This is a genomic window from Kutzneria sp. NPDC051319 (genome assembly GCF_040682195.1).
Lineage (GTDB): Bacteria > Actinomycetota > Actinomycetes > Mycobacteriales > Pseudonocardiaceae > Kutzneria.
In genome coordinates, this window is the sequence record NZ_JBFBAM010000015.1 from 18,212 (window position 1) to 40,161 (window position 21,950).

General features: G+C 71.0%; 21 protein-coding genes. 9 read left to right on the forward strand and 12 right to left on the reverse strand.

Translation table 11 applies throughout. The features are described 5' to 3' along the window. Positions 1 to 62 precede the first annotated feature (62 nt). The 5 genes from AB0M73_RS17545 to AB0M73_RS17565 form a co-directional block, all read right to left on the reverse strand. Positions 63 to 1,331, reverse strand: coding sequence for a hypothetical protein (locus AB0M73_RS17545; RefSeq protein WP_363891652.1), 1,269 nt, complete (start codon positions 1,329 to 1,331; stop codon positions 63 to 65). Beyond that, entirely contained in the window at positions 1,331 to 2,020 is a 690-nt protein-coding gene (locus tag AB0M73_RS17550) for a DUF3558 domain-containing protein (RefSeq protein ID WP_363891653.1), read from the reverse strand. Before AB0M73_RS17550 ends, AB0M73_RS17545 begins: the two co-directional genes overlap by 1 nt. Then, positions 1,974 to 2,399: a hypothetical protein gene (locus AB0M73_RS17555; RefSeq protein WP_363891654.1), complete on the reverse strand. Its 426-nt coding sequence runs from the start codon at positions 2,397 to 2,399 to the stop codon at positions 1,974 to 1,976. The genes AB0M73_RS17550 and AB0M73_RS17555 overlap by 47 nt, the downstream gene beginning before the upstream one ends. 233 nt (positions 2,400 to 2,632) lie before the next feature. After that, the gene (locus tag AB0M73_RS17560) at positions 2,633 to 3,457 is read right to left on the reverse strand and encodes a MaoC/PaaZ C-terminal domain-containing protein (protein ID WP_363891655.1); all 825 of its coding nucleotides are present in this window, start codon (positions 3,455 to 3,457) and stop codon (positions 2,633 to 2,635) included. Then, a complete protein-coding gene (locus AB0M73_RS17565; protein WP_363891656.1) occupies positions 3,454 to 4,623 on the reverse strand; it encodes an acyl-CoA dehydrogenase family protein in 1,170 nt (389 codons plus the stop codon). The genes AB0M73_RS17560 and AB0M73_RS17565 overlap by 4 nt, the downstream gene beginning before the upstream one ends. 62 nt (positions 4,624 to 4,685) lie before the next feature. Between AB0M73_RS17565 and AB0M73_RS17570 the strand changes: the two genes are divergently transcribed. The 4 genes from AB0M73_RS17570 (at position 4,686) to AB0M73_RS17585 (ending at position 7,682) form a co-directional block, all read left to right on the forward strand. Beyond that, the gene (locus AB0M73_RS17570) at positions 4,686 to 5,303 is read left to right on the forward strand and encodes a TetR/AcrR family transcriptional regulator C-terminal domain-containing protein (RefSeq protein ID WP_363891657.1); all 618 of its coding nucleotides are present in this window, start codon (positions 4,686 to 4,688) and stop codon (positions 5,301 to 5,303) included. Between the two features lie 94 nt (positions 5,304 to 5,397). Further along, the gene (ligD, locus tag AB0M73_RS17575; RefSeq protein WP_363891658.1) at positions 5,398 to 6,393 is read left to right on the forward strand and encodes a non-homologous end-joining DNA ligase; all 996 of its coding nucleotides are present in this window, start codon (positions 5,398 to 5,400) and stop codon (positions 6,391 to 6,393) included. A 214-nt stretch (positions 6,394 to 6,607) separates the two neighbouring features. Then, complete coding sequence (locus AB0M73_RS17580) at positions 6,608 to 6,802, forward strand: hypothetical protein (protein ID WP_043723544.1); 195 nt, start codon at positions 6,608 to 6,610, stop codon at positions 6,800 to 6,802. A gap of 190 nt (positions 6,803 to 6,992) precedes the next feature. After that, a complete protein-coding gene (locus AB0M73_RS17585) occupies positions 6,993 to 7,682 on the forward strand; it encodes a DUF6319 family protein (RefSeq protein WP_363891659.1) in 690 nt (229 codons plus the stop codon). A 304-nt stretch (positions 7,683 to 7,986) separates the two neighbouring features. Here AB0M73_RS17585 and AB0M73_RS17590 read toward each other — a convergent pair whose 3' ends face one another. Then, positions 7,987 to 9,495 (reverse strand): alpha/beta hydrolase, encoded by a 1,509-nt coding sequence (locus AB0M73_RS17590; RefSeq protein WP_363891660.1) that lies wholly within the window; start codon positions 9,493 to 9,495, stop codon positions 7,987 to 7,989. Between the two features lie 155 nt (positions 9,496 to 9,650). Here AB0M73_RS17590 and AB0M73_RS17595 point away from each other — a divergent pair, with 155 nt between their 5' ends. Then, positions 9,651 to 10,556, forward strand: coding sequence for a DMT family transporter (locus AB0M73_RS17595; protein ID WP_363891661.1), 906 nt, complete (start codon positions 9,651 to 9,653; stop codon positions 10,554 to 10,556). On the opposite strand, the gene AB0M73_RS17600 is transcribed toward AB0M73_RS17595, so the two are convergent. From AB0M73_RS17600 to AB0M73_RS17610, 3 genes are read right to left on the reverse strand one after another with little or no spacing between them, the layout of a single operon-like run. After that, positions 10,553 to 11,488, reverse strand: coding sequence for an ABC transporter permease subunit (locus AB0M73_RS17600; RefSeq protein ID WP_363891662.1), 936 nt, complete (start codon positions 11,486 to 11,488; stop codon positions 10,553 to 10,555). The two genes, AB0M73_RS17595 and AB0M73_RS17600, sit on opposite strands and share 4 nt — an antisense overlap. Continuing rightward, positions 11,485 to 14,220, reverse strand: a complete 2,736-nt coding sequence (locus AB0M73_RS17605) for an alpha/beta fold hydrolase (protein ID WP_363891663.1) — start codon at positions 14,218 to 14,220, stop codon at positions 11,485 to 11,487. Before AB0M73_RS17605 ends, AB0M73_RS17600 begins: the two co-directional genes overlap by 4 nt. Positions 14,221 to 14,240: 20 nt before the next feature. After that, positions 14,241 to 14,549 carry an antibiotic biosynthesis monooxygenase family protein gene (locus AB0M73_RS17610; protein WP_363891664.1) on the reverse strand — a complete coding sequence of 103 codons (309 nt, stop codon included), beginning with the start codon at positions 14,547 to 14,549 and terminating at the stop codon, positions 14,241 to 14,243. Positions 14,550 to 14,897: 348 nt separating this feature from the next. On the opposite strand from AB0M73_RS17610, the gene AB0M73_RS17615 reads away from it, so the two are divergent. From AB0M73_RS17615 to AB0M73_RS17625, 3 genes are read left to right on the forward strand one after another with little or no spacing between them, the layout of a single operon-like run. After that, positions 14,898 to 15,923, forward strand: coding sequence for a TerC family protein (locus tag AB0M73_RS17615; protein ID WP_363891665.1), 1,026 nt, complete (start codon positions 14,898 to 14,900; stop codon positions 15,921 to 15,923). A 15-nt stretch (positions 15,924 to 15,938) separates the two neighbouring features. Further along, positions 15,939 to 17,855, forward strand: a complete 1,917-nt coding sequence (locus AB0M73_RS17620; protein ID WP_363891666.1) for a S9 family peptidase — start codon at positions 15,939 to 15,941, stop codon at positions 17,853 to 17,855. 17 nt (positions 17,856 to 17,872) lie between these two features. Next, complete coding sequence (locus tag AB0M73_RS17625; protein ID WP_363891667.1) at positions 17,873 to 18,451, forward strand: GNAT family N-acetyltransferase; 579 nt, start codon at positions 17,873 to 17,875, stop codon at positions 18,449 to 18,451. Positions 18,452 to 18,475: 24 nt separating this feature from the next. Here the strand turns inward: AB0M73_RS17625 and AB0M73_RS17630 are convergent, their stop codons facing one another. Both AB0M73_RS17630 and AB0M73_RS17635 read right to left on the reverse strand, forming a co-directional pair. After that, positions 18,476 to 19,123 (reverse strand): RES family NAD+ phosphorylase, encoded by a 648-nt coding sequence (locus AB0M73_RS17630; RefSeq protein ID WP_043723561.1) that lies wholly within the window; start codon positions 19,121 to 19,123, stop codon positions 18,476 to 18,478. 100 nt (positions 19,124 to 19,223) lie between these two features. Continuing rightward, positions 19,224 to 19,808: a DNA-binding protein gene (locus AB0M73_RS17635; protein ID WP_363891668.1), complete on the reverse strand. Its 585-nt coding sequence runs from the start codon at positions 19,806 to 19,808 to the stop codon at positions 19,224 to 19,226. 215 nt (positions 19,809 to 20,023) lie between these two features. Between AB0M73_RS17635 and AB0M73_RS17640 the strand changes: the two genes are divergently transcribed. Beyond that, positions 20,024 to 21,259 (forward strand): glycosyltransferase 87 family protein, encoded by a 1,236-nt coding sequence (locus AB0M73_RS17640; protein WP_363891669.1) that lies wholly within the window; start codon positions 20,024 to 20,026, stop codon positions 21,257 to 21,259. Here AB0M73_RS17640 and AB0M73_RS17645 read toward each other — a convergent pair. After that, positions 21,221 to 21,754 (reverse strand): DUF308 domain-containing protein, encoded by a 534-nt coding sequence (locus AB0M73_RS17645; RefSeq protein ID WP_043731934.1) that lies wholly within the window; start codon positions 21,752 to 21,754, stop codon positions 21,221 to 21,223. The genes AB0M73_RS17640 and AB0M73_RS17645 overlap by 39 nt on opposite strands. Positions 21,755 to 21,950: the final 196 nt, after the last annotated feature.

Genomic DNA, 21,950 nt, shown 5'->3' on the forward strand with positions numbered 1-21,950 from the left:
GGCCCCGGTCGGTTCGTCCCCGTCTCAACACTGGCCGACCCGAAGTCGGTTCGCTTCTGTTGTCAGTCCAGGCCGATGACCGTCGGCGCGGTGCGGGGGAGTTCGCCGATGAGCTCGTCGGCGTAGTCGTCTTCGAGATAGGCCGCCGACTTGTGCTCCTGGTCCTCTTCCTTCTTCCCGCCGCGTCCGGCCCCGGCAGCCATGCCGCCGTTGCCCGGGGCTCCCGCCGCGCCCGGCCTTCCCGTGACAACCGCGGCGTTCGCGCCCGGGGCGCCCGCGCCGGCCCGGGCACCAGGGCCCGCTTGGCCTTCCGCCGCGTTCACGCCGGGCATGCCGCCCGTTCGGAAGCCCTTGGCTCCGCCCGCGCTGCCTCCGCCGGCCGTGCCGCCTGCGCCGCTTCCGAATCCGCCGCCGGGTGCGCCGAACGGCGTGCCACCGGGGAAGCTGCCTTCGCCGCCGGAGCCCCAGCCCTGACCGCCACCGGGTGCCGTGGGCCAGCCGCCGCCGGGTCCCGTGCCGGGTCCTGTGCCGGGCGAGGACGGGCCGCCGGGCCAGCCCTGCGTCGTCGTCGATCCCGTCCCGGAGCCCGGCGCACCTTGGCCTGGCCCTGTTCCTTGGACCGGGATGCCGCCGGTTCCCGGACCCGGTGTGCCGCCGCCGGGCGGTGTCCACGCGGACGACGGGCCGGGTCCGTAGTGGGAGGCCATGTGGTTCGCGCCGCCTTGGCCACCCGGCCCGTCGATCCCACCCGAGCCGTCCGGCCCGTGGCCGCCCGGCCCCGGCTGCGTCGGCGCCAGCGCGATGTCCGACCCCGACCCGCTCGGGTCGCCGTACTCGTTCGGCAGGTTGCTTCGGTTGTACGAGCTGGCGTTCGCGTACCCGTTGTACGCCGCCACGTTCGCGTTGGCCTTCTCCGACCAGTCCTGCACCTTGTTCAGGTAGCCGCCCCCGGTGAACATGCTGACCCCGCTGGCATCGCTGAGCATGTCCCCGAACGACGCCGACGGCGGCTCGTTCGGCACGTCGTGCACGCTCGTCTTCGCCACCCCGAACGACTCCGTCTGCCGCCCCATCAGATCCTGATGCGTGCTCAGCGCCCGCTGCCCGTCCCGAAACGCCCTCAGCAACGGCGCCGCCCCCGCCTGCGCCGCCTCCGACGCATCCCCCGTCCAGGCCGACCCCATCTTCATCACCAGCGCCATGGCCTGGCTCTCCCGCTGCTCATGCGTCTGCGCCAGCGAGGTCGACGCCGCCCGTGCGTCCTGAAGGCTGCCCGTGCCAGGCCCCTGCGTCAGGGCATGGTGGATGTCCCCCGGTCCAAGCCTGCCCATCACGAACCTGCCTTCAGATTGGTCATCACAAAGTCGGCGACCTTCTTGGCAATCGCACAGGGATCGAACTGCTGGTGTGCGGTGGTGGTGTCGACGCTGACGGTGAACTGAAGCGTGTCGCTGACACCAACCGCGAGGCCGCATCCGGGGTTCGTTTTGTCTTTCCGGTCATCGAGCTGGCCGTACAGGACGGCCGGAAACCCCTGGATCGGATCGACCGGCTCGAAGTAGCCGCCGGCCTTTTTGAGTGATTCCGCCTGAACGTACAGCGAGCTCAGGCCGCCCTTGCTTGCCGTGATGAAACCGGTGCCGATGGTCATGAGCAACGGGATCGTCGAAGTGTCCGACCAATTGCAGCCCGGGCCGGTTGGATCGGTGCTCGGTTTTCCGGTCGCGACAATACCGAGCGACGAGATCTGTGCCTGGGTCAACACGTTGCACGGCGCCGACTGCCCTCGCGTCGTGTCCAGCGGATTTGCCACGTGCGGGGCGCCGGACGGCAACTTTCCATCGGCGGCCACACCGTTGGACTGCGGTCCCGGGGTGCCGACGACCGGCGGCGTCGAGCATCCGGCGGTGACCGCCGCGAGTGCCACGGCGAGGAGGCCGATCTTCAAGCTGTGGTGACGCACTGGCAATTCCTCACGCCTTCTTGAGGTGGTCAGCGCCGGTCTGGTCGGCTTCCACATGACCGTCTCGTACGGCCGTCAACTTGGTGATGTATTCGGTGACGAAGGCCTGCTGCGCCTTGTTGGCTTTCAGGTAGGCCGTGCCGGACGCGTTCGCCGCATCGACGAAGGCCTGGCCGGCCTGGTCGAGCGGGCTTCCGGCGGCGGTGAGGCCCACCATTTTTCGGCCAGCAGCGGCGTCTTCCGTCAGCTCAGCGAGTAGGTCGTTCCACTGCTTGATGGCGTCGTTGAGTTCGTCTGGGTCCATGGTGAACTTGCCGCCCGTCGGCGGCAGGCCGCCGAAGACGTGCTGGGCGAGGTCCTGGATCGCCTCGCTGCGGGTGAAGCCCTTCACCACGTTCGGCGGCGTCTGCGCCTGCCCGGTTGCCTGGTCGCCCATGGCGTCTCGTGCCCTCTTCCCCTCGTGCCCGCGGCACCCTGCGGAGTTGACGGTGGCGACGACTCGCCGGCCACCCACACTCCGACGCCGCCCACCGCCGATCCGTTCCCCTTGGCAGTGACGCAGCGCGGTTCGATGGTAGCGGTCCGCATACGGGCACGGGTCCGAAATCACCCGGGTAGGCCGCCCTCAAAAGGGGAACGGCGAGGTGGCGCGCAGATACGAGACGAACCTCACCGGGTGAGCGTGAGACGGCCGCCGTCGATGACCACCAGGCCGGCGGAGGTGCTGGTGCGGAAGGCGATGCCGTCACCGTCCAGCCATGCGTCGACCAGCAGGACATCGCCGGGAACGACGGGGGCGGTGAAGCGGCCGGTGATGGCGGTGACGCGGTGGGCGTCGCCGTCGGCGAAGGCGCCGATGAGCAGGCGGCAGGTGATGCCGTAGGTGCACAAGCCGTGCAGGATGGGCCGCATGAGGCCGCCACGGGCGGCGAAGACGGGGTCGCTGTGCAGGGGGTTGCGGTCGCCGGACAGGCGGTAGATGAGGGCCTGGTTGGGCGCGGTGGCGAACTCCAGGCGACGGTCGGGGGTGTGAGAGGGCACGGCGGCGCGGGAAGAGGCGCCGCGGGGGCCGCCGAAGCCGCCCTCGCCGAGGAGGAAAGCCGAGGACACGGCGGAGAACAGCGGCCCGGTGTCGTCGACGGCGTCGACGCGGCTGACGATGAGGGCGCCGGAGCCCTTGTCGAAGATGTCGGTGACCTGGCGGCGGACCTCGATGGAGCCGGCGACCGGGAACGGCCGGTGCAGCGCCAAGGACTGCTCGGCGTGCAGGACCCGGGTGTTGTCGATGTCGCCGAAAACCTGAGCTGGCTCGGTGAAGTGGGTCAGCGCTAATGCCATGGTGGGCAAGGCCTGCTGGGTGACACCCGAGGAGTTCTCGGTTGTGAAGGGGAGTTCGGAGGCGCCGACGCCGACGGCGTAGCGCAGGGCGTCGTCGGAGGTCCACGACTTGCGCCAAGGACCCTCGACGACGCCCAGGATGCCGAAGTCGATCACCCGAGGTAGCCGCCGACCTTGGCGTGCCCCTTGAGCAGGTTGCGGGCGATGGTGCGCCGCTGGATCTCGTCGGTGCCCTCGTAGATGCGCAGCAGCCGCAGCTCCCGGTACCACCGCTCGACCGGCAGCTCCCGCGTGTAGCCCATGCCGCCGTGGATCTGCAGCACCCGGTCGACGATCTCGTTGGCCTTCACGCCGCCGTACAGCTTGGCCATGGACTGCGCCTGCCGGGAGTCGACGCCCTGGTCGACCTGCCACGCGGCGTGCAGCACCAGCCAGCGCAAAGCCTCGATCTCCACGGCGGAGTCGGCGATCATCCACTGGATGGCCTGCCGCTCGGAGATGGGCTGGCCGAACGTGACGCGGGTCTTGCTCTGCTCGATGGCCATCTCGACCAGCCGCTCGGTGGCGCCGATGGCCCGCGCCGGCAGCAGGTAGCGGCCCTGGCCGATCCACTGCATGGCCAGCCGGAAGCCCTGGCCGACCTCGCCGAGGATGTTCTCCTCTGGCACACGCACGTCCTCGAAGATCAGCGACGCCGGGCCCCACTCGCCCATGGTGTCGATGTACTCGGACTTCCAACCCATGTCACGGTCGGCGAGGAAGCAGGTGACGCCGCCGTCAGCGCCTTTCTCCTTGTCCGTCACGGCGAAGACCATCGTGAAGTCGGCCTCGTTGCCGCCGGTGATGAACGTCTTCTCGCCGTTGATCACCCACTCCGAGCCCTCCTTGCGGGCCGAGGTGCGGATGTTGCGGGCGTCCGAGCCGGCGCCTGGCTCGGTGATCGCGAAGCACGACCTGCGGTCGCCGGCGATGGTCGGGACCAGGTAGCGCTCGCGCTGCTCCTCGTTGGCGTGGAACAGAATGTTGTCCGCCTTGCCGCCCAGGTAGAACGGCACGAAGGAGCGGCCGAGCTCGGCCTCGATCAGGGCGGCGGTGACGGCGTCCATGCCCATGCCGCCGTACTCCTGCGGGGTGAGCACGCCCCAGAAGCCGGCCTCCTTGGCCTTCTGCTGCAGGGCATGGGACTCCTCGACGGTGAAGCCGCGCTCGCCGGCGCGCTCCCGCCGCAGCACCTCGGGCTCCAGCGGCATGACCTCCTTGCGCACGAAGGTGCGCACCCAGTCCCTGATCTCCCGCTGCTCGTCGCTGAGTGAGAAGTCCACCGCGAGTCCCTTCCCGACTAAACCGAACACTGTTAGTTTTAATGTACGCGCAGGAGGTGGCCATGCCAAGACCGCACACCCCGATCCTCAGCCCCGCCCGCATCCGTGCCACGGCGTTGTCCCTCGTCGACCGGGACGGCCTGGAAGCGCTGTCCATGCGCAAGCTCGCCGCCGAGCTCGGCGTCCAGGCCGCGTCCCTGTACAGCCACGTGGCCACCAAGGACGACCTGCTCCACGACATCGCCAACGACATCATCGGCCGGGTCGACGTCGGCGGCTTCCACGACGGCTGGCGGGCCGGCCTCGTCCGCTGGGCCCGGAGCTACCGGGCCGTGCTGGCCGAGCACCCCAACATGGTCCCGTTCGTCGCCCGCGGCCCGGCGCGACGTGACGCCTCGCTGCGAATGGCCGACGCCGTGCATGGCGGCCTGGTCGGCGCCGGCTGGCCCCCGCGCGAGGCCACGATGATCGGGGCCGCGGTGAAGTACATCGTCATCGGGGCGGCAACCAGCTCGTTCGCGGCGGGGTTCTCGGACGACGCGCAGGTGTATGTGGAGCGGTATCCGCACCTGAGCCAGGCGCATCTGTTGCGGGAGCACGCGGAAGAGGTGGACGAGGACAGCTTCGAGCTGGTGCTGGAGGCGTTGCTGGTGAGGTTGGAAGGGAAGCGTGGGGGGTGAAAGCCCTGGTTGGTCGCTCGGTTGCTGGCGACCAGCCGGTAGCTCGGGGCGAGAAGAAGTCGTGGGCGCGCGGCGGTCGGCATAGGGTGCTGGCGTGGCTGAGGCGATCGAGTTGCGGGTCGGGGAGCGGACGGTTCGGGTGTCCAGCCCGGGCAAGGTGTACTTCCCGGAGCGGGGGATCACCAAGCGCCAGGTGGTGGAGTACTACGTGGGGGTGGCGGAGCCGCTGCTGCGGGCGGTGGGGGAGCGGCCGACGACGCTGAAGCGGTACGTGGACGGGGTGCAGGGGGAGGCGTTCTACGCCAAGAGGATCCCGAAGGGGGCGCCGGAGTGGGTGCAGACGGCGAGGATCACGTTTCCCTCGGGGCGCACGGCGGATGAGGTGTGCCCGACGGAGCCGGCGGTGCTGGCGTGGGCGGCGAACCTGGGGACGTTCGACTTCCACCCGTGGCCGGTGCGGCGCAGCGATGTGGACCGGCCGGACGAGCTGAGGATCGATCTGGATCCGCAGCCGGGCACGGACTTCGCGGATGCGGTGGAGGTGGCGCTGACGCTGCGGGAGGTGCTGGAGGAGCTGGGGATCCGGTCCTTCCCGAAGACGTCGGGCGGCCGGGGGATCCACGTGCTGGCGAGGATCCGGCCGGAGTGGGACTTCATCGACGTGCGGCACGCGGTGATCGCGCTGGGGCGGGAGGTCGAGCGCAGGATCCCGGCTCGGGCGACGACGGCGTGGTGGAAGGAAGAGCGCGGCGAACGGGTGTTCCTGGACTACAACCAGGCGGCGCGGGACCGGACGATCGCCTCGGCCTGGTCGGTGCGGGGCACGCCGAGGGCGACGGTGTCGATGCCGCTGACCTGGGAGAAGCTGCCGACGGTCGACCCGAACGACTTCGACGTGCTGACGGCGCCGGGATGGCTGGCGGAGCACGGGGACGCGCTGGCCGGCATCGACGATCAGGCGTACGGGATCGAGCGGCTGCTGGAGTGGTACGCCGGCGACGAGCGGGGCGAGATGCCGTATCCGCCCGATTATCCGAAGATGGCGGGAGAACCGAAGCGGGTGCAGCCGAGCAAGGCCCGACACGACTGAATCACCGCCATGCAATTCCATTGTGGACAATATGCGTCACCGAAGGCGTATCATGTCCGTCTCGACTCTTGACAGTGGGGAACGCCGCCGTTCCGGCCGGTGAGCTGCGGGGAAAATGTACTGAGACGGACACGTGATCGGTCTCTGCTTCGGGGTGTCGGCCGTTTATCATGGAGCGGGCGGAAACCCCGAGCAGCCTGGAGGAGGGCCGGCCATGACGATTCCCTATGTGGCGCGCTTCGTCGGCGGCCCGCTCGACGGCCGTGAGGAGATCTGGAGCAGGCCGATGGACGAGCCGCGCCAGACCATCACCCACGTGCACCTGCACGACGGCCCCAAGATCGAGCACCACTACGACCTGCACCACACCGACCAGTTCGGCTGGGAGTACCGCCTCCGCGAGTCGTGACGTCGAGGCGGTAGCGGTCAGGGTCAGGGCTTCGAACAGGTGTGCTAATCTCTGCGTCGCCTTCCGGACGGAGCCGGCACGGGGCGCCAGCCCCTACTGCTAGGTTGCCGGGCGGCGGCATGCCGGACAGCCCTCGTCACGGTGTGTGCCACCCCGGTGCCCGGCCCTGCACGCATCGAGGAGAATCAAGATGGCGCAACCAGGCTCGCTGTCCGACGAGGACGTCGAGCATCTTCGTGACGAGCTCGTCCGGGGCCGTGAGCCCACCGTCTGGTTCACGGCCGACGCGGTCGGGGTCGAGACGGGTAAGTCGGCCCGGGTCGTGGCGTTGAACGATCCGGTCGAGGGCGACTACATCCAGGTCCGTCCGGCCGGCTCGCACGATGAGCTGTCCTTCTCGCCGAGCGAGCTGACGCTCGTCCGGCCGGGACGCAAGCGTTCGCCAGCAGAGGTACCAGCGGTATCCCGTCCCTCCATGGAGCAGAGAATGTCGGAGATCGAGAACACCACCACCGAAGCGCCTGAGGAGGTCGCTGCGGGCGACACCGCCGTCGTGGAGGAGGAGTCCACCACCGCCAAGAAGCCACGCCCGGCCAGCACCGCGAAGAAGACCCGCGTCGCCGACGTGGTCATCACCATCAGCGGCAGCGTCGACGGCGACTGGACCGTGGACGTGGTCGCGGCCAAGAAGAAGGCCCTGCGGGCGCTGCCGGTCACCCCGGCGGTCGTCGGCCAGGCCGCGAAGGCGCTGCACCCGGACGTCGCCGAGTCGATCGAGGCGATCCTGGAGCAGGCCCGCGAGCAGCAGACGGCCAAGGTCGAGCAGCTGCGCGCCGAGCTCGAGGCGGCGCAGAAGGCGCTCGAGGAGCTGGCCGGCTGATTCGTCGGCATTAGCACAGAGTGGGGATTCCTTTCGGGGGGTCCCCACTCTTTTTTCGGTCACCTATGGCTATGCGTGAATCGATCGGGACCGCGTTCGGGTGAGGGCCCGGGTCGCTCGCGTAGCGGTGTCCCCGACACCGTGCGCGGAAATACCGTCAACCTGCTGGTCCGTTCGATTTCCGGGGAGGTCCTCATGGACGACAAGACGCCTGAGCTGGGTGGCTGCAGCTGTTGTGGAAGCTGCACGGGCCCCGGCTGCGGCTGCTGCTCCAGCTGCAGCTGACACCGCTAGGGAGCGACGCTCACGGCGGGCAGGCGGTGCCGTCCGTCGGAACCTGAGCGTCGACCAGGAAGTGCTGCACGGCGGCGGTGGCGCATGGCGACTGAATCAGGGCGCCGTGCCCGCCGCCCTCCCAACTCACCAGCACGCCCGAGGCCAGCTGACGGGCGGTGCGCTGGGTGCCCTCCTCCGGCGTGATGGGGTCGTCGGCCGTGCTCAGCACGAGGATCGGCGGCGCGCTGTGGCCGCTGGGCGTCGGCAGCTGCTGCGCCGGCACCGGCCATGAGCTGCACAGCAGCAGCTGCTGCGCGAACAGGCCGCCGAACAGCGGGGCCTTCGCCTTCCAGTCCGACACCATGCCGCTGATCTGCTCCGGCGGCAGCCGCATCTGCATGTCGTTGCAGCCGGTGATCAACTGCGTGTCCAGCAGCGGCGGATCGTTGTCGACGGCGGTGGACAACGGGGCCTCGTAGGCGGCCAGCGCGTCGATGTCGCCGGCGCGGGCCGCGGTGACCGCGTCCGCCAGCGCCGGCCAGCTGGCCCGGTCGGCCAGCCCCATCAGCAGCGCGTGCACGGCTTCGCCGACCGAGAGCCGGGCCGTCATCGGGTGCTGCCGCAGCTGGTCGAGCAGCGCCAGCGTCGCCTGCTTGGGATCCGGCCCCAGCGAGCAGTTCCGGGCCTTGCACAGGGCGGCGAACGCGTCGAAGGTGGCCTCCGCGCCCATTGCGCCGGCCTGGGCCGCGCTCGGCGGGTCCAGGATCGGGTCGGGTGAGCCGTCCAGCACCAGACGCCCGGTGTGGCTGCCGAAGCGGTCGGCGAAGACGGTCAGCACCCGCGAGCCCTCGCCGTGCCCGATGGCGTTGAGCCTGCTCACGCCCAGCGCCTCGCGCAGCTGGTCCAGGTCGCCGGCGGTGCGCCAACTGTCCAGGGCCTGGAGCCGGTCGTCCAGCTCCAGCACGCATTCCTGGCTGGCCCGCTTGGCAGCGGCCGACAGGTCGTCGAGCTGGGTGCTGTCGGGGTCGTACTCGGTGATCGCGGCCCGCGCCGAGCCCGGGATGCACTGCGCCGGGTCGGACGCGCCGGTGCCGCGGCGGTCCATGCCGATCAGGGAGAACGTCTTGAGCAGCGGCGCCGGCAGCTTCGAGGCCAGCTGGGCGGCGTACAGCGTGCCGGGCGTGCCGGTGGCGTCGTTCACCACGACGAGCGGGATCGGGCCGTCGCCGGCCTTGAGCAGCGCGATCGAGACGTCGCCGACGCCGGGCTGGCCGGGGGCGTCGAGCGGGGTGGTGATCCGGCCGCACTGGAAGGCCAGCGTGGTGGTGGTCTCGGCCATCCGGGTCTTGGTCCCGGCGGTGCAGTCCGACCAGGCGATCGACGCGTTCTGCGGCGTGTCCAGCGGCGGCAGCTGCCCGGACGGGGTGGGCACGCCGGTGCTGGAGGCCGGGCCGCCGTCGTTGACCGCGATCACCGGGCGCACGGACGGGCCGACCGCGCAGGCGCTGGCCGCCAGCATCAGGACGGGGACCAGCACGCCGAGCGACCGGCCAGACTGGGAATGGCGCGGCAAGCTGCTCCTCGCTCTCGTCTGAGGTCGACCCCGCCAGGAGGTGCGGCAACTAGCGTCGCATGGGCCGGGTGAGGCTCCGGTGAGCGGGGACTGTCGGTGCCAGCACCTATTTTGTACGCATGGTCATGGTCTACGTGGACGGCACTTCGGGCCGGTTGCCCCGACGGGGGCTGGGCGAGGTCGCCGGGCGGCTGCTGGGCTCGGCGCCGCCGACCGGGCTGCTGCTGGGCGGCATCATCAGCGTCCAGCTCGGCGCGGCCCTGGCCAAGGGCCTGTTCCCGCTGGTCGGGCCGGCCGGCGCGGCGGGGGTGCGGCTGGGCTTCGCCGCCGTCATGCTGCTGGCCTTCTGGCGGCCCAGCCTGCGGATGTCGGGCCGGGCCTGGCTGGTCGTCCTCGGCTATGGCTCGGTGCTGGGGTTGATGAATCTCTCGATCTACGAGTCGCTCCAGCGCTTACCCCTGGGCATCGCCGTGACGATCGAGTTCCTCGGGCCGCTGGCGATCGCGCTGGCCGGCTCCCGGCGCTGGCTGGACGCGCTGTGGGCGCTGCTGGCCGGCGCCGGCGTGGTCATGCTGGCCGACCTGGGCGGCGGCACCTCGCTGCTCGGCATCCTGTTCGCCCTGGCCGCGGCCGTGTGCTGGGCCAGCTACATCCTGCTCGGCGCCAAGCTCGGCGAGGCCACCTCGGGCGGCTCGGGCCTGGCCATCGCCATGGGCGTCGGCGCGCTGGTCATCGCCCCGTTCGGCGTGGCCGAGGCCGGTTCGGCGCTGCTCGACCCGACGATCCTGGTGGTCGGGGCCGGCGTGGCCCTGCTGTCGTCGGTGATCCCGTACTCGCTGGAGCTGGAGGCGCTGCGCAAGATCCCGCCGCGCCTGTTCGGCGTCCTGATGAGCGTGGAGCCGGCCGTGGCCGCGCTGGCCGGCATGGTCATCCTGGGCGAGACCCTGCGGCCGGTGCAGTGGCTGGCCATCATGTGCGTGGTCACGGCCTCGGCCGGCGCGACCTACCTGGCCCGGAAACGCTAGGAGGTGATGTCCTTGCGGGCGAAGCGCCGCGCGGCCAGGACCAGGAACACCGCGCAGTACGCCAGCGACGAGAACGAGCCGCGGACCATGTCGCCCCAGTCCACGTCCGCGCTGAGCAGGTCGGACCAGGCCGTGGCGTAGTGCGTCGGCAGGTAGTCGCGCAGGTCGCCGAGCGCGGTGATCGAGTCCAGGATCTGCGACACGATCGACACCAGCACGGCCCCGCCGACCGCGCCCAGCGGCGCGTCCGTGGACACCGACAGCAGCAGCGCCAGGCCGGCGATCCACGTCAGGTAGGCGATCAGGTACGCGACGGCCAGCGCGATGCGGGCGATGCCGGTGCCGAAGGCCATGGACTCGCCGGTGGTGCTGATCAGGTCGCCGCCGCCGTACCAGATCAGGCCGACCACCAGCGCGACCGCGGGCAGCACGATCAGCCCGATCACCGACAGCAGGCCGGAGACGACGGCCTTCTGCCGCAGCAGCCGACCGCGGGGGACCGGGATGGCCAGCAGGTACTTCAGGCTGGACCAGGAGGCCTCGCTGGCGATGGTGTCGCCGAAGAACAGGGCGATCACCACGACCAGCAGGAAGCTGGCCGAGGCGAACAGGGCGAAGATCGCGAAGTTGAGGCCGCTGGAGGTGGCCAGGTCGACGAACGCCGACGAGGCGGACCGGGTGCTGCTCTGGTTGGGCGCGGCCTTGAAGGCGATCAGCAGCAGGAACGGCAGCACGGCCAGGAAGCCCAGCGCGAACTGCGTGCGGCGGCGCCGCAGCTGGCGGCGCAGCTCCACGCCCAGCCGCAACGTCCGCGAGCCGCGGTACCCGGTGACGGACCCGTCGCCGGCCACCTCGGCGTGCTCGTTCTCGGCCACGGCGACCAGATCGGCGATCGCCGACGGGTCGGTGTGCACCCCGTGCTCGTCGGTCATGACCCCTCCTGTTCGCCGCTCTCGACCAGCTTGAGGAAAGCGTCCTCCAGCCGTCGCCGCGGCCCGGCCTGCTCGACGGCGATGCCGGCGTGGACCAGCGCGTCGACCGCCGCCGCCCGGGCCGTGGCGCCCAGGTCGGCGTGCACGAGCTGGCCATCGGAGGTGACCGACGAGGTGCCGTTGAGACCGCGCAGGATCCGGGCGGCGTCGGTGACGCGGTCGACCCGGAACGTCGCCTCGCCGCCGCCGGCGACGATGTCGTCCACGTCGCCGGACGCGACCAGGCGGCCGCGGTGCATCACCACGACGTGGCTGCAGGACTGCTCCACCTCGGACAGCAGGTGGCTGGAGACGACAACCGTGCGACCGGTCGCCGCGTACCGCCGCAGCACGTCCCGCATCTGGTGGATCTGCGGCGGGTCGAGCCCGTTGGTCGGCTCGTCGAGCACCAGCAGGTCGGGCAGGCCGAGCATGGCCTGCGCGATGGCCAGCCGCTGCCGCATGCCCTGGCTGTACGTGCCGACGCGGCGGCGCAAGGCGTCACCGAGCCCGGCGATCTCCAGGGCCTGCTCCAGGTGCGCCTCCTCCAGCGGACGCCCCGTCGCGGCCCAGTACAGGCTGAGGTTGGCGGTGCCGGACAGGTGCGGCAGGAAGCCCGCGCCCTCCACGAACGAGCCGATCCGGGACAGCACCGGCGCGCCGGCCTGCACCCGGTGGCCGAAGACGCGGATCTCGCCGGCGGTGGGCCGGACCAGGCCCATCAGCATGCGCAGGGTGGTGGTCTTGCCGGCCCCGTTGGGGCCGAGCAGGCCCAGGACCTGGCCCTTCTCCACCCGGAACGACAGCTCCTTCACGGCGGTCAGCCGTCCCGGGTACGACTTGGTCAGCCCGGTGATCACCATCGGCACGTCGGCCAGCTCGGGATCCAGGTCACGGCCGCCGCGGCGGCGCAGGGCGGCGACCAGGGCGGCCAGCAGGCCGAGGCCGAGGATCACGCCGATGCCGATCACCGGGCCGGCCGGGATGCCGCTGCCGGAGGCGCTGACCCCGGTCACGACCGGCACCTGGAGGCTCATCGGCCCGGCCAGCGAGACCGTGCGGACGGTGGGGGCGGTCTGGTTCGCGTACGCCTGGTCGGTCGTCGTGACGACCAGCTGCAGCCGGTGCCCGGCGGCGACCGGCCGCACGATGCCGGCCAGGCTGACGTTGACGTCGACGGGCGCGTCGGCCGGCACCTGCACGCGGAACGGCGCCACCGCGGAGCCGGGCAGCGTCCGCCGGCCGTCGGGGCCGACGTCGTAGAGCTTGGCGAACAGCACCGTGTCACCGGTGTCGCCCTCGGCCGGCGTGGGCGGCCGGCCGATGCGCAGTGTGGTGAGGGTCGAGCCGGCGATGGTCAGCGGCGAGCCCAGCGGCTCGCTCGTGAACACGGCCGACTGCCCGGGCAGGTCGATGGCGAGGCTGCCGGCCAGGCCGGCCGCGGAGCCGCCGAGCAGGGCGGTGCCGACGCCGGGCAGGCTGCTCACCGACGAGGGGCTGCCGCCCGGCGGCGTGATCACCGGCTGCTGTGGGCCGGTCAGGGCCACCTTCTGCCGGGTCGTGGGGTCGTTGCGCAGGCCCGGATAGCCCGGGGCCTCGATCGTGCGCAGCGTGGGGGCGCCGCGGGCCCGGACCGTGCCCTGGACGTCGTAGGAGAAGCCGGTGCCGGGGTTGGGCAGGTTGCCGCGCTTGAGATAGAAGTCGAACCAGTCGGCGACCTCGGACCGGACGCTGTCGCCGGGCGCGCCGCCGTCGTGGCCGCCCGGGTACCAGGAGACCTTGACCGGCACGTTGTTCTTGGCCAGCTGCCGGGCCGTGGCGTCGGCCTGGTCCAGCCCGAACAGCGTGTCCTGCTCGCCCTGCACCAGCAGCGTCGGCGCGGCGATCCCGCCGGCCACGCTGACCGGGGAGTTGCGGCGCAGCAGGTCCATGGTGGTCTGGTCGGCCCGGCCGGTGGTGGCGACCTGCGTGTAGGCCGCGCACACGTCCGGCGCGAACCGCCCGCACGAGCTGGGCACGCCGGCGCGGATGCCGGTCAGCGCGGAGCCGAAGAGGTTGCCGGCCCAGGTCTTCTTGAACACGCCGTCGGCGCCGTCGATCCCCGTGGCCGGGGTCGCGCCGTCGACCGGGACGGTGCTGGCGGCGTTGGGCAGCAGGGCCTGCGACAGGTCGTTGTACGTGATCAGGGACGCGACGGCGTCGATCCGCTTGTCCTTGTCCAGGCCGGCCAGCATCAGCGCCAGCGCCCCGCCGTACGAGCCGCCCATCACGCCGACCCGGGGGTCGTCCGGCTTGTCCTGGAGCACTTCCGGCTGCCGCGACAGCCAGGCCACCAGCTGGTCGGCGTCGCGCACCTCGTAGTCGGGCGAGTTCAGCTCGATCTGGCCGGTGCTGCGGCCGAAGCCGCGGGCCGAGTAGGCCAGCACCGCGAACCCGCGCCTGGCCAGGTCGTCGGCGTCGTCGGCGAGGTCGGCCTTGGTCTGGCCGAAGCCCGGCGACACGATCACCGACGGCGCGGGCGTGGCCTCGGGCAGGTAGAAGGTGGCGTCGAGCTGGATGGGCTGCTTGCCGTCGTCCGGGCCGTCGACCACGTCGATCAGCACGTCACGGGTGGTGACCGAGGGCTCGGGGGCCGGGCGGTTCAGCCACAGCACTCCGGTCACCGCGAGCGCCAGCAGGACGATCAGACCCACCGCGGGCCATAGGCGGGCAGTCAAAGTTCTCCCCGGGCGTCAAGCACCTCGCTGACGTGCTCAACCATCGGCGGGTCGTCGAAGTACTCGCTGACCGCGCTGCGCCAGTTGACGAGATGCTCGGAGTAGTAGAACTGCTGGGTGTGCGACTCGAGCGAGTCCCACTCGGTGATCACCAGATACCGGCACGGGTCCTCCAGGCTGCGGGTCAGCTTGGCCGACCGGCAGCCCGGGCTGGACAGGATGTGCTCGATCGCGCCGCGCGAGGCGGCGACGAAGGCATCCCCGCAGCCGGCCCGCACCCGGATCTCGGCGATCGTGAGGATCACGGGGTGAATCGTTGCATGCCCCCGCCGACCTGTGGTCACGGGTTGTGCCGAACCCCGGCGAGTCCCGCTCTCCGGCACACCGAATGCACGAATCCGTTTCACACGTTCGCCATGACGCCGGGCGGGACTCGCGGGGGTTTCGCTGCGGGGAGTGATGTTCACCCCCCGGCTGGCTTCTTACCGTGCTGATCTGGGACACTGAGAGTGTTGGAGGGGAGTATTCCCTCGCGGCGGCGTCGTCAGCACGGTGTTCAACGACGAGCACCCGGTACCGCCGGTCGACACCCTTGGGGGTCGGCGGAAGAGACCTCCGGTCGGTGGCGCACGCCCTTGGACCGGAGGTTGACTATGATCGTCCCACTGTGGTTGTGGATCGCCACTCTCGGCGGACTCGCCGTACTTCTCGCGCTCGACCTGGTGATCGTCGACCGGCACCCGCATGTGGTGAAGGTGGGCGAGGCGGCGCGCTGGGTCGTCTTCTACGTCGCCTGCGCCCTGGTCTTCGCCGGCGGGCTCTGGTACTTCGCGGGCTCGGCGCCGGCGGGCGAGTTCATCGCCGGCTATCTCACCGAGTACTCGCTGTCGGTGGACAACCTGTTCGTCTTCGTGATCATCATGACCACGTTCTCCGTGCCCAAGATCCACCAGCACCGGGTGCTGCTGATCGGCGTGGTGCTGGCGCTGGTCATGCGCGGCCTGTTCATCGGCGTCGGCGCGGTGGTGATCAGCCAGTTCAGCGCGGTGTTCTACCTGTTCGGCGCGTTCCTGGTCTACACGGCGGTGCAGATGGCCCGCTCGCAGGGCCAGTCGCACGACGACGAGTACAAGGAGAACCTGATGATCAGGCTCTCCCGCAAGGTCCTGCCGGTCACCGAGGACTACCACGGCTCGAAGTCCTTCGTGAAGCACAAGGGCCGCAGCATGGTCACCCCGATGCTGATCGTGATGATCGCCATCGGCACCACCGACCTGCTGTTCGCGCTGGACTCCATCCCGGCCATCTTCGGCCTGACCAAGGAGCCCTACCTGGTCTTCGCGGCCAACGCGTTCGCGCTGATGGGCCTGCGCCAGCTGTACTTCCTCATCGGCGGCCTGCTGGAGCGGCTGGTGTACCTGCCGATCGGGCTGTCGGTGCTGCTGGGCTTCATCGGGCTGAAGCTGATCCTGGAGGCCCTGCACGACAACGAGCTGCCGTTCCTCAACGGCGGCGAGGGCCTGCCGGTGTGGGAGATCAGCACCGGGACCTCGCTGGCGGTGATCGGCGGCGTGCTGGCCATCACCACGGTGGCCAGCCTGATCAAGACCCACGTGACGGCCAAGGCGGACAGCGGCGCCGGCAAGCCGACCGGCAAGGCCAAGCCCGAAGCGGCCTAGAGGTACCGTCGCCGGGTGCGCCCACAAGACGTCGCGCTGCTGCGCGTGCCCGGTTCCGTGTCCCTGCGCGGCGATCTGCTGCTCACCGACGTGGCCCGCCCCGACCTGGAGTCCGACAGCTACCGGGGCGGGCTCGTCCGTGTTCCGACCGACGGTGAGCCGCAGGACTGGACCAGGGGCGCCCGCGACTCGGCGCCGCGGATCTCGCCGGACGGCCGGTGGGTGGCCTTCCTGCGCGACCGCCAGCTGCACGTGATCCCGGCCGACGGCGGCGAGGCCCGCAAGGTGACCGACCTGCCCGGCGGCGCCGGCTTGCCGGTATGGGCTCCCGACTCGCGGCGGGTGGCCTTCGCGGCCCGGGTGCCCGAGGACGGCCGCTACGGCATCGAGGGCGCGCCGGCGGCCGAGGCCGAGGCCCCGCGCCGGATCACCGACCTGAAGTACCGCCTGGACGGCGTCGGCTTCCTCCGCGACCGCGTCCAGCAGCTTTTTGTCGTCGACGTGACGGCCGAGGCCGAGGCCACGCAGCTCACCGACGGCACTGTGGACCTCGACAACCCTGCGTGGACACCGGATGGCCGGCATGTGCTGGCCGTGGGCGCGCGCCAGGACGGCGGCCCGCAGAATCTGCACGACGACGTGTACGCCGTGCCCGCGGCCGGCGGCGAGCCGTTCGTCGCGGTCCGGGGCGTGGGCATGATCAGCCTGGTCGCCGCCGCCGAAGGGCGGATCTACTTCCTCGGCTCCGCCTTCGAAGGGCTGGCCGCCCGCCCGCTGCCCGACGGCCTGTGGGTCGCGGCGTTCGACCCGGCCGCGTCACCGCAGGAGCCGCGGCTGATGACCGACCCGAAGACGGTCGACTGCGAGGGCGTCCCCGGTGGGCTCGCCGTCACCGGCGACGGGGTGTTGGCCCTGGTCCGCAACCGGGGCGCGGTGGAGCTCCGACAGATCCCCCTCGACGCCGACCGGACCCCGCTGGACGAGCTCGCCGTCATCGCGGGCGGCCAGGTCGTCATCAAGGCGTTCGCCGAGGACGCCGGCCGGGTGGCCGTGGTCGTGGCGACGCCCGAGAGCGCGGGCGAGGTGGTCCTCGTCGGCACGGACATCAAGACCGACTTCGGCGCCGAGCTGCGGGAAACCGGGATCCGGCCGCTGCGGGAGATCCACGGCGCCGCCCCGGACGGCTATCCCGCGCACGGCTGGGTCGTGCTGCCGGAGGGTGAGGGCCCGCACCCGGTGGTGCTGTCGATCCACGGCGGCCCGTACATGTACTACGGCTGGGGCCTGTTCGACGAGGCCCAGGTCTACGCCTCGGCCGGCTACGCGGTCGTGCTGGCCAACCCGCGCGGCTCCGCCGGCTACGGCCTCGACCACGGCGCCGCCATCGTCAACGCGCTGGGCACCGTGGACGCCGACGACGTGCTGGCGCTGCTCGACGCGGCCCTGGAGCTGCCCGAGTGCGACGCCGAGCGGGTGGGCGTGATGGGCGGCTCCTACGGCGGCTTCATGACCAGCTGGCTGGCCGCCCACCACGGGCACCGGTTCAAGGCGGCGTGGAGCGAGCGGGCGGTCAACGCCTGGGACTCGTTCGTCGGCTCGTCGGACATCGGGTGGTGGTTCGCGCAGACTTATTGCGGCGCCGACCCCGACGTGCAGCGGGCCGTGAGTCCGCTCACCTACGCCGACAAGATCGCCATCCCGTTCGCGGTGGTGCACTCCGAGCAGGACTGGCGCTGCCCGCTGGAGCAGGCCCAGCGCATGTTCGTCGCGCTCAAGACCAACGGCACCGAGGCTGAGCTGCTGATATTCCCCGGCGAGGGCCACGAGCTGACCCGGTCCGGCCGGCCGGTGCACCGGAGGCAGCGGTTCGACGCCGTCCTCGAGTGGTGGGGACGCCACATCGGGGAATCCATTGGCACCGAGACCACCTGATTTGGCAGGCTCCCGTCATGACATGGACGGTGCGACGGGCCGATTCCGGTGACGCCTCCGAGCTGGCCAGGATCAATCAGGAATCCTGGCGAAAAGCCGCTCGCGGCGCGGTGCCGGACGTGTTGCTCGACCGGATGCTGCCGGAGAGCCACCTCAACGGCTGGCGACGATGGGTGTGCCTACCCGATCCCGACGGGATATTCGTCGCCGAGGACAACGAGGGCCGCATAGGCTCCTACTGTGTCGTCGCGGAGGCCCGCGACGACGATGACATGCACGACGACCTGCGTACGGGCGAGCTGGTGGCGGTGCACGCCGACCCCGAGCACCAGGGCACCGGCGCCGGTCGCCTGGTGCACGACGCCGCCCTGGACCACCTGGCCGCCCAGGGCTTCCGCTACGCGGTGCTGTGGGTGCTCCAGGACGACTGGGACACCCGTTCCTTCTACGCCCATCACGGCTGGCGGCATGACGGTGGGTCCAAGGCCCACGTCGTGGGGGAGCACCGGCTCATCCTGGTCCGCTACGGGAGGTTTCTTCCTCGAAGCCGAAGCAAACGACCCCCGTCGGGCTTCCGCCGCCCCGCCTTCGGCTGAGCCGGGGGCTCAGCCCAGCGGTGCTCAGCCCAGCATGATGTAGTTCAGCTCCTCGCAGATCCGGCTCAGCGGCAGGTCGAGGCCCGGATGCTCCAGCGGCAACAGCACGTCGGGAGCATCCGGCATGGCGTTGCCGCCGGGCGGGTCCCACAGGCAGATGGCCGGGTCGCCGGCGTCCATGGAGGACCGGTACCAGAGGCCGTCCAGCTCGGGGTAGGCGGCGCGGATGGTCCGCGCCCAGGCCTGGGTCAGCTCCTTGGGGCCGCTGCTGATCTCCTGCGAGGCCCCGGCCCTGGTCGGCCACAGGCCGGCCAGGTCGAGCAGGCGCAGGGTGCGCTGGGGCCGGAACACCACCAGGTGCGGCCGCCGCGTCTTGCGGTCGACGGTGGACGTGGCCTGGTAGACCTCGGCGATGCTGGTCCGCACCGAGAGCCCGAAGTAGAGGACGCCGCTGCCGGGGTCGTCGGCCGGCGGGCCCTCGGGGTGCGGGTCGAACCGGGCGTGCGGCAGCGGGCCGGTGTACCGGAACGAGTTCCACCGCTGCGGGTGGCTGCCGCCGGCGGTGAAGACGCGGACCAGCCGGGTCGCGCGGTGCACCGCCACCACATCCTCGGCGCGACGCAGCAGCGCCTGGAGCACAGCGGGTGCCGGCGGTGGGGGGAGCCGAGCCATTCAGATACGTCGTTTCCGTTTCGGGGATGGTGCCGGGCCGACCTGTGATGGTGCCGGGTCGCGCCGTATGTCGATCACGCAGGGGGCGTGACCCGCGCGGTCAGGCCGGGGTGCCGAGCATCTCCGCCTGCGCGGCGACGCGCCGGGGGTCGCCGCCGGCCAGCAGCCAGGCCCGGGGCGTGCCGGCGGCGTCGCCGAGCGGGAAGTCGGTCTGGGGCGTGGTCATGAAGCCGGCCAGCACCAGCGGCGGCTGGTCGGAGGGCATGGCGGCCAGCACGACCTCCAGCCCGGGCAGCACGCCGGAGTCGCTGAACTGCCACGCCGGCAGCCGCCAGCTGCCGCGGTCCTTCCAGCCGGCGAGGCGGCCGGCGGCGAGGCGGTGGCGGATGCGGCTGGTGTCGACGTCGAGGACGCGGGCGGCGTCGGTGACGGTGAGCGCGGTGTCGAGCAGCACGGTCTGGGCGGCCAGCGCCCGGGCCCGCGGCTCGAAGTCGTCCTCGCGCAGGCCGCCGAGGTCGAGGCCGACGTCGGTGAGCGCGACCTGCTGCTCGGGAGTGAAGTAGGCCGCGGGCTCGGGGTGGGGTGGCGAGAGCCGCTTGGCGACGTCCTCGACCAGGGTGAGGAACTCGTCGGCGGTGACCCGAAGGCCCGCCTTGGCCAGCACAGTCTCCAACGCCATGGTCATGAGCACAGGGTAGCCTGCGCGTGCGCATTCGTGCGATAGGTGTCACCCGAATCACCGGCGAATTCGACCGACCGCACCCGTGTCACCACTCTACGTAGGGGAATCGGTCGGCATGCCCTTGGGGGATGCCCGCCGAACCGACCCGTTACCCTCATTTTCTTGTGACAGGCCGACTCGTAAGGGACGCGGTGGACGACCAGCCGAACCCCATGTCCGTGCGCAGGTCTCCGCTCGAGTTGATCTTGTGGTCGCTGGCCGCGCTCGTGCTGCTGACGCTGATCGTGCTCAGCACCGTCTACATCGGGACGTACAACCAGCACCATTTCACCGACCTGTACGTCTATCTCGGCGGCGGCGACGCCTGGCGGCACGGGCAGGACCTCTATCAGACGGAAATGGCGACGCCGTTCGCCGGCTTCCTGCTGAAGTTCACCTATCCGCCGCTGGCCGCGGTGCTGTTCGCCGCGCTGGCGATACTCCCGTTGGCCGTGGCCATCGGCATTTTCACCACGGCCACGCTGGTGATCCTCTTCCTGTGCGTTCGCGCCGTGCTGACGCGGGCGGCGCCGGCGAAGCTGCTCCGGCGGTTCCCGGTGCCGATCCTGGCCCTCGTCCTCACGCTCGGCGCCGCCTGGCTGGAGCCGGTCAGCGAGACGATCTCGTTCGGGCAGGTCAACATCCTGCTGCTGGGCCTGATCGTGGCCGACTGCCTGGTGGCCAAGCCCTGGTGGCCGCGCGGCCTGCTGATCGGCCTGGCCGCCGCCATCAAGCTCACCCCGGCCGCCTTCGTGCTCTATTTCGTGGCCAAGAAGGAGTGGAAGCCCGCGCTGACCATGATCGGCGGCTTCCTCGGCTTCGGCCTGGTCGGCTTCGCGCTGGCCGCCGGCGACTCGGTCAGCTACTGGTTCCAGGACTTCTTCGACACCAACCGGGTCGGCAACCTCGGCTTCAGCTACAACCAGTCGCTGCGCGGCATGGTGGCCCGCCTGGGCATCCCGGCCAACCTGGAGGGCGCGCTCTGGGTCGTGCTGTGCCTGGGCGTGCTGGTGCTGGCCTGGCTGGTCGTGCGCCGGACCCGGCTGGCCGGCCAGGACCTGCCGGCCATGCTGGCCGTCGGCGTGTTCTCGCTGCTGGTGTCGCCGGTGTCCTGGGCGCACCACTGGGTGTGGGCGGCGCTGGCCCTGGTCTGGGGCCTGGCGATGGCCGTGCGCGCCCGGTCCTGGCTGCTGGGCGCGCTCTGCCTGTTCGCGATCTACCTGTTCTGGCAGGCCCCGTACCACCGGGCTCCCGAGCTGCGGGACCCCGGCCAGTACTGGGACCTCTACAACAACGTCATCGGCAACGCCTACGTGTGGCTGGCCATCGTGGTGCTGGTGGTGATGACCGTGTGGTCGGGGCGGCTGCGCCCGGCCTCAGACCGGCTGGACGCTGCTGTCGCGGAGACCGCGTAGCCGCAGGCCCAGCAGGATCAGCGAGATCCCCCAGATCAGCGCGAAGATCGCGATGGTGGTGACCAGCGCCAGCGCGCCGGCCCCGGGGTTGAGCAGCAGCACGACGCCGAGCACGAGCGTGAGGCCGCCGGTCAGGATCAGGAACCAGGCGTGGGCCATGGCCCGCCGCAGCGCGATGCCGGCGGCGACCTGCACCACGCCGGCGATGATCGCCCAGATGGCGATGATCACCAGCAGCACCACCGCCGTCTCGCCCGGCAGCATGATGGCGACCAGGCCGGCGATGACGCCGACGGCGCCGATCAGCACGTTGGACCAGCGGTGCCCGCGCACCGCCGCGCCCAGTGCGATCGAGCTGATGCCGTCGACCAGCGCGTAGAAGCCCCACAGGAAGATCAGGGCGAGCAGCGTCATGCCGGGCCAGGCCAGCGTGAGGATGCCGAAGATCACGGCCAGCGCCCCCCGCAGGGTCACCAGCCACCAGTTTCGCGTCATCAGTTCGACCACGCGGTCATGGTCGCGGTCGGGACCCTGGTCCGCAACGCGAGAGGTGCTCACGGACGGGGATGTCTGCCGCCACGGTTGGCCTAATACGAACGTCTGGACACTGGTCTGAATAGGTGAGGCATTCGCGCGACGTTTCTCAGAATTGCCTTTGAAAGCGATGTGAAGACCATCCAGGTGGGCGGCC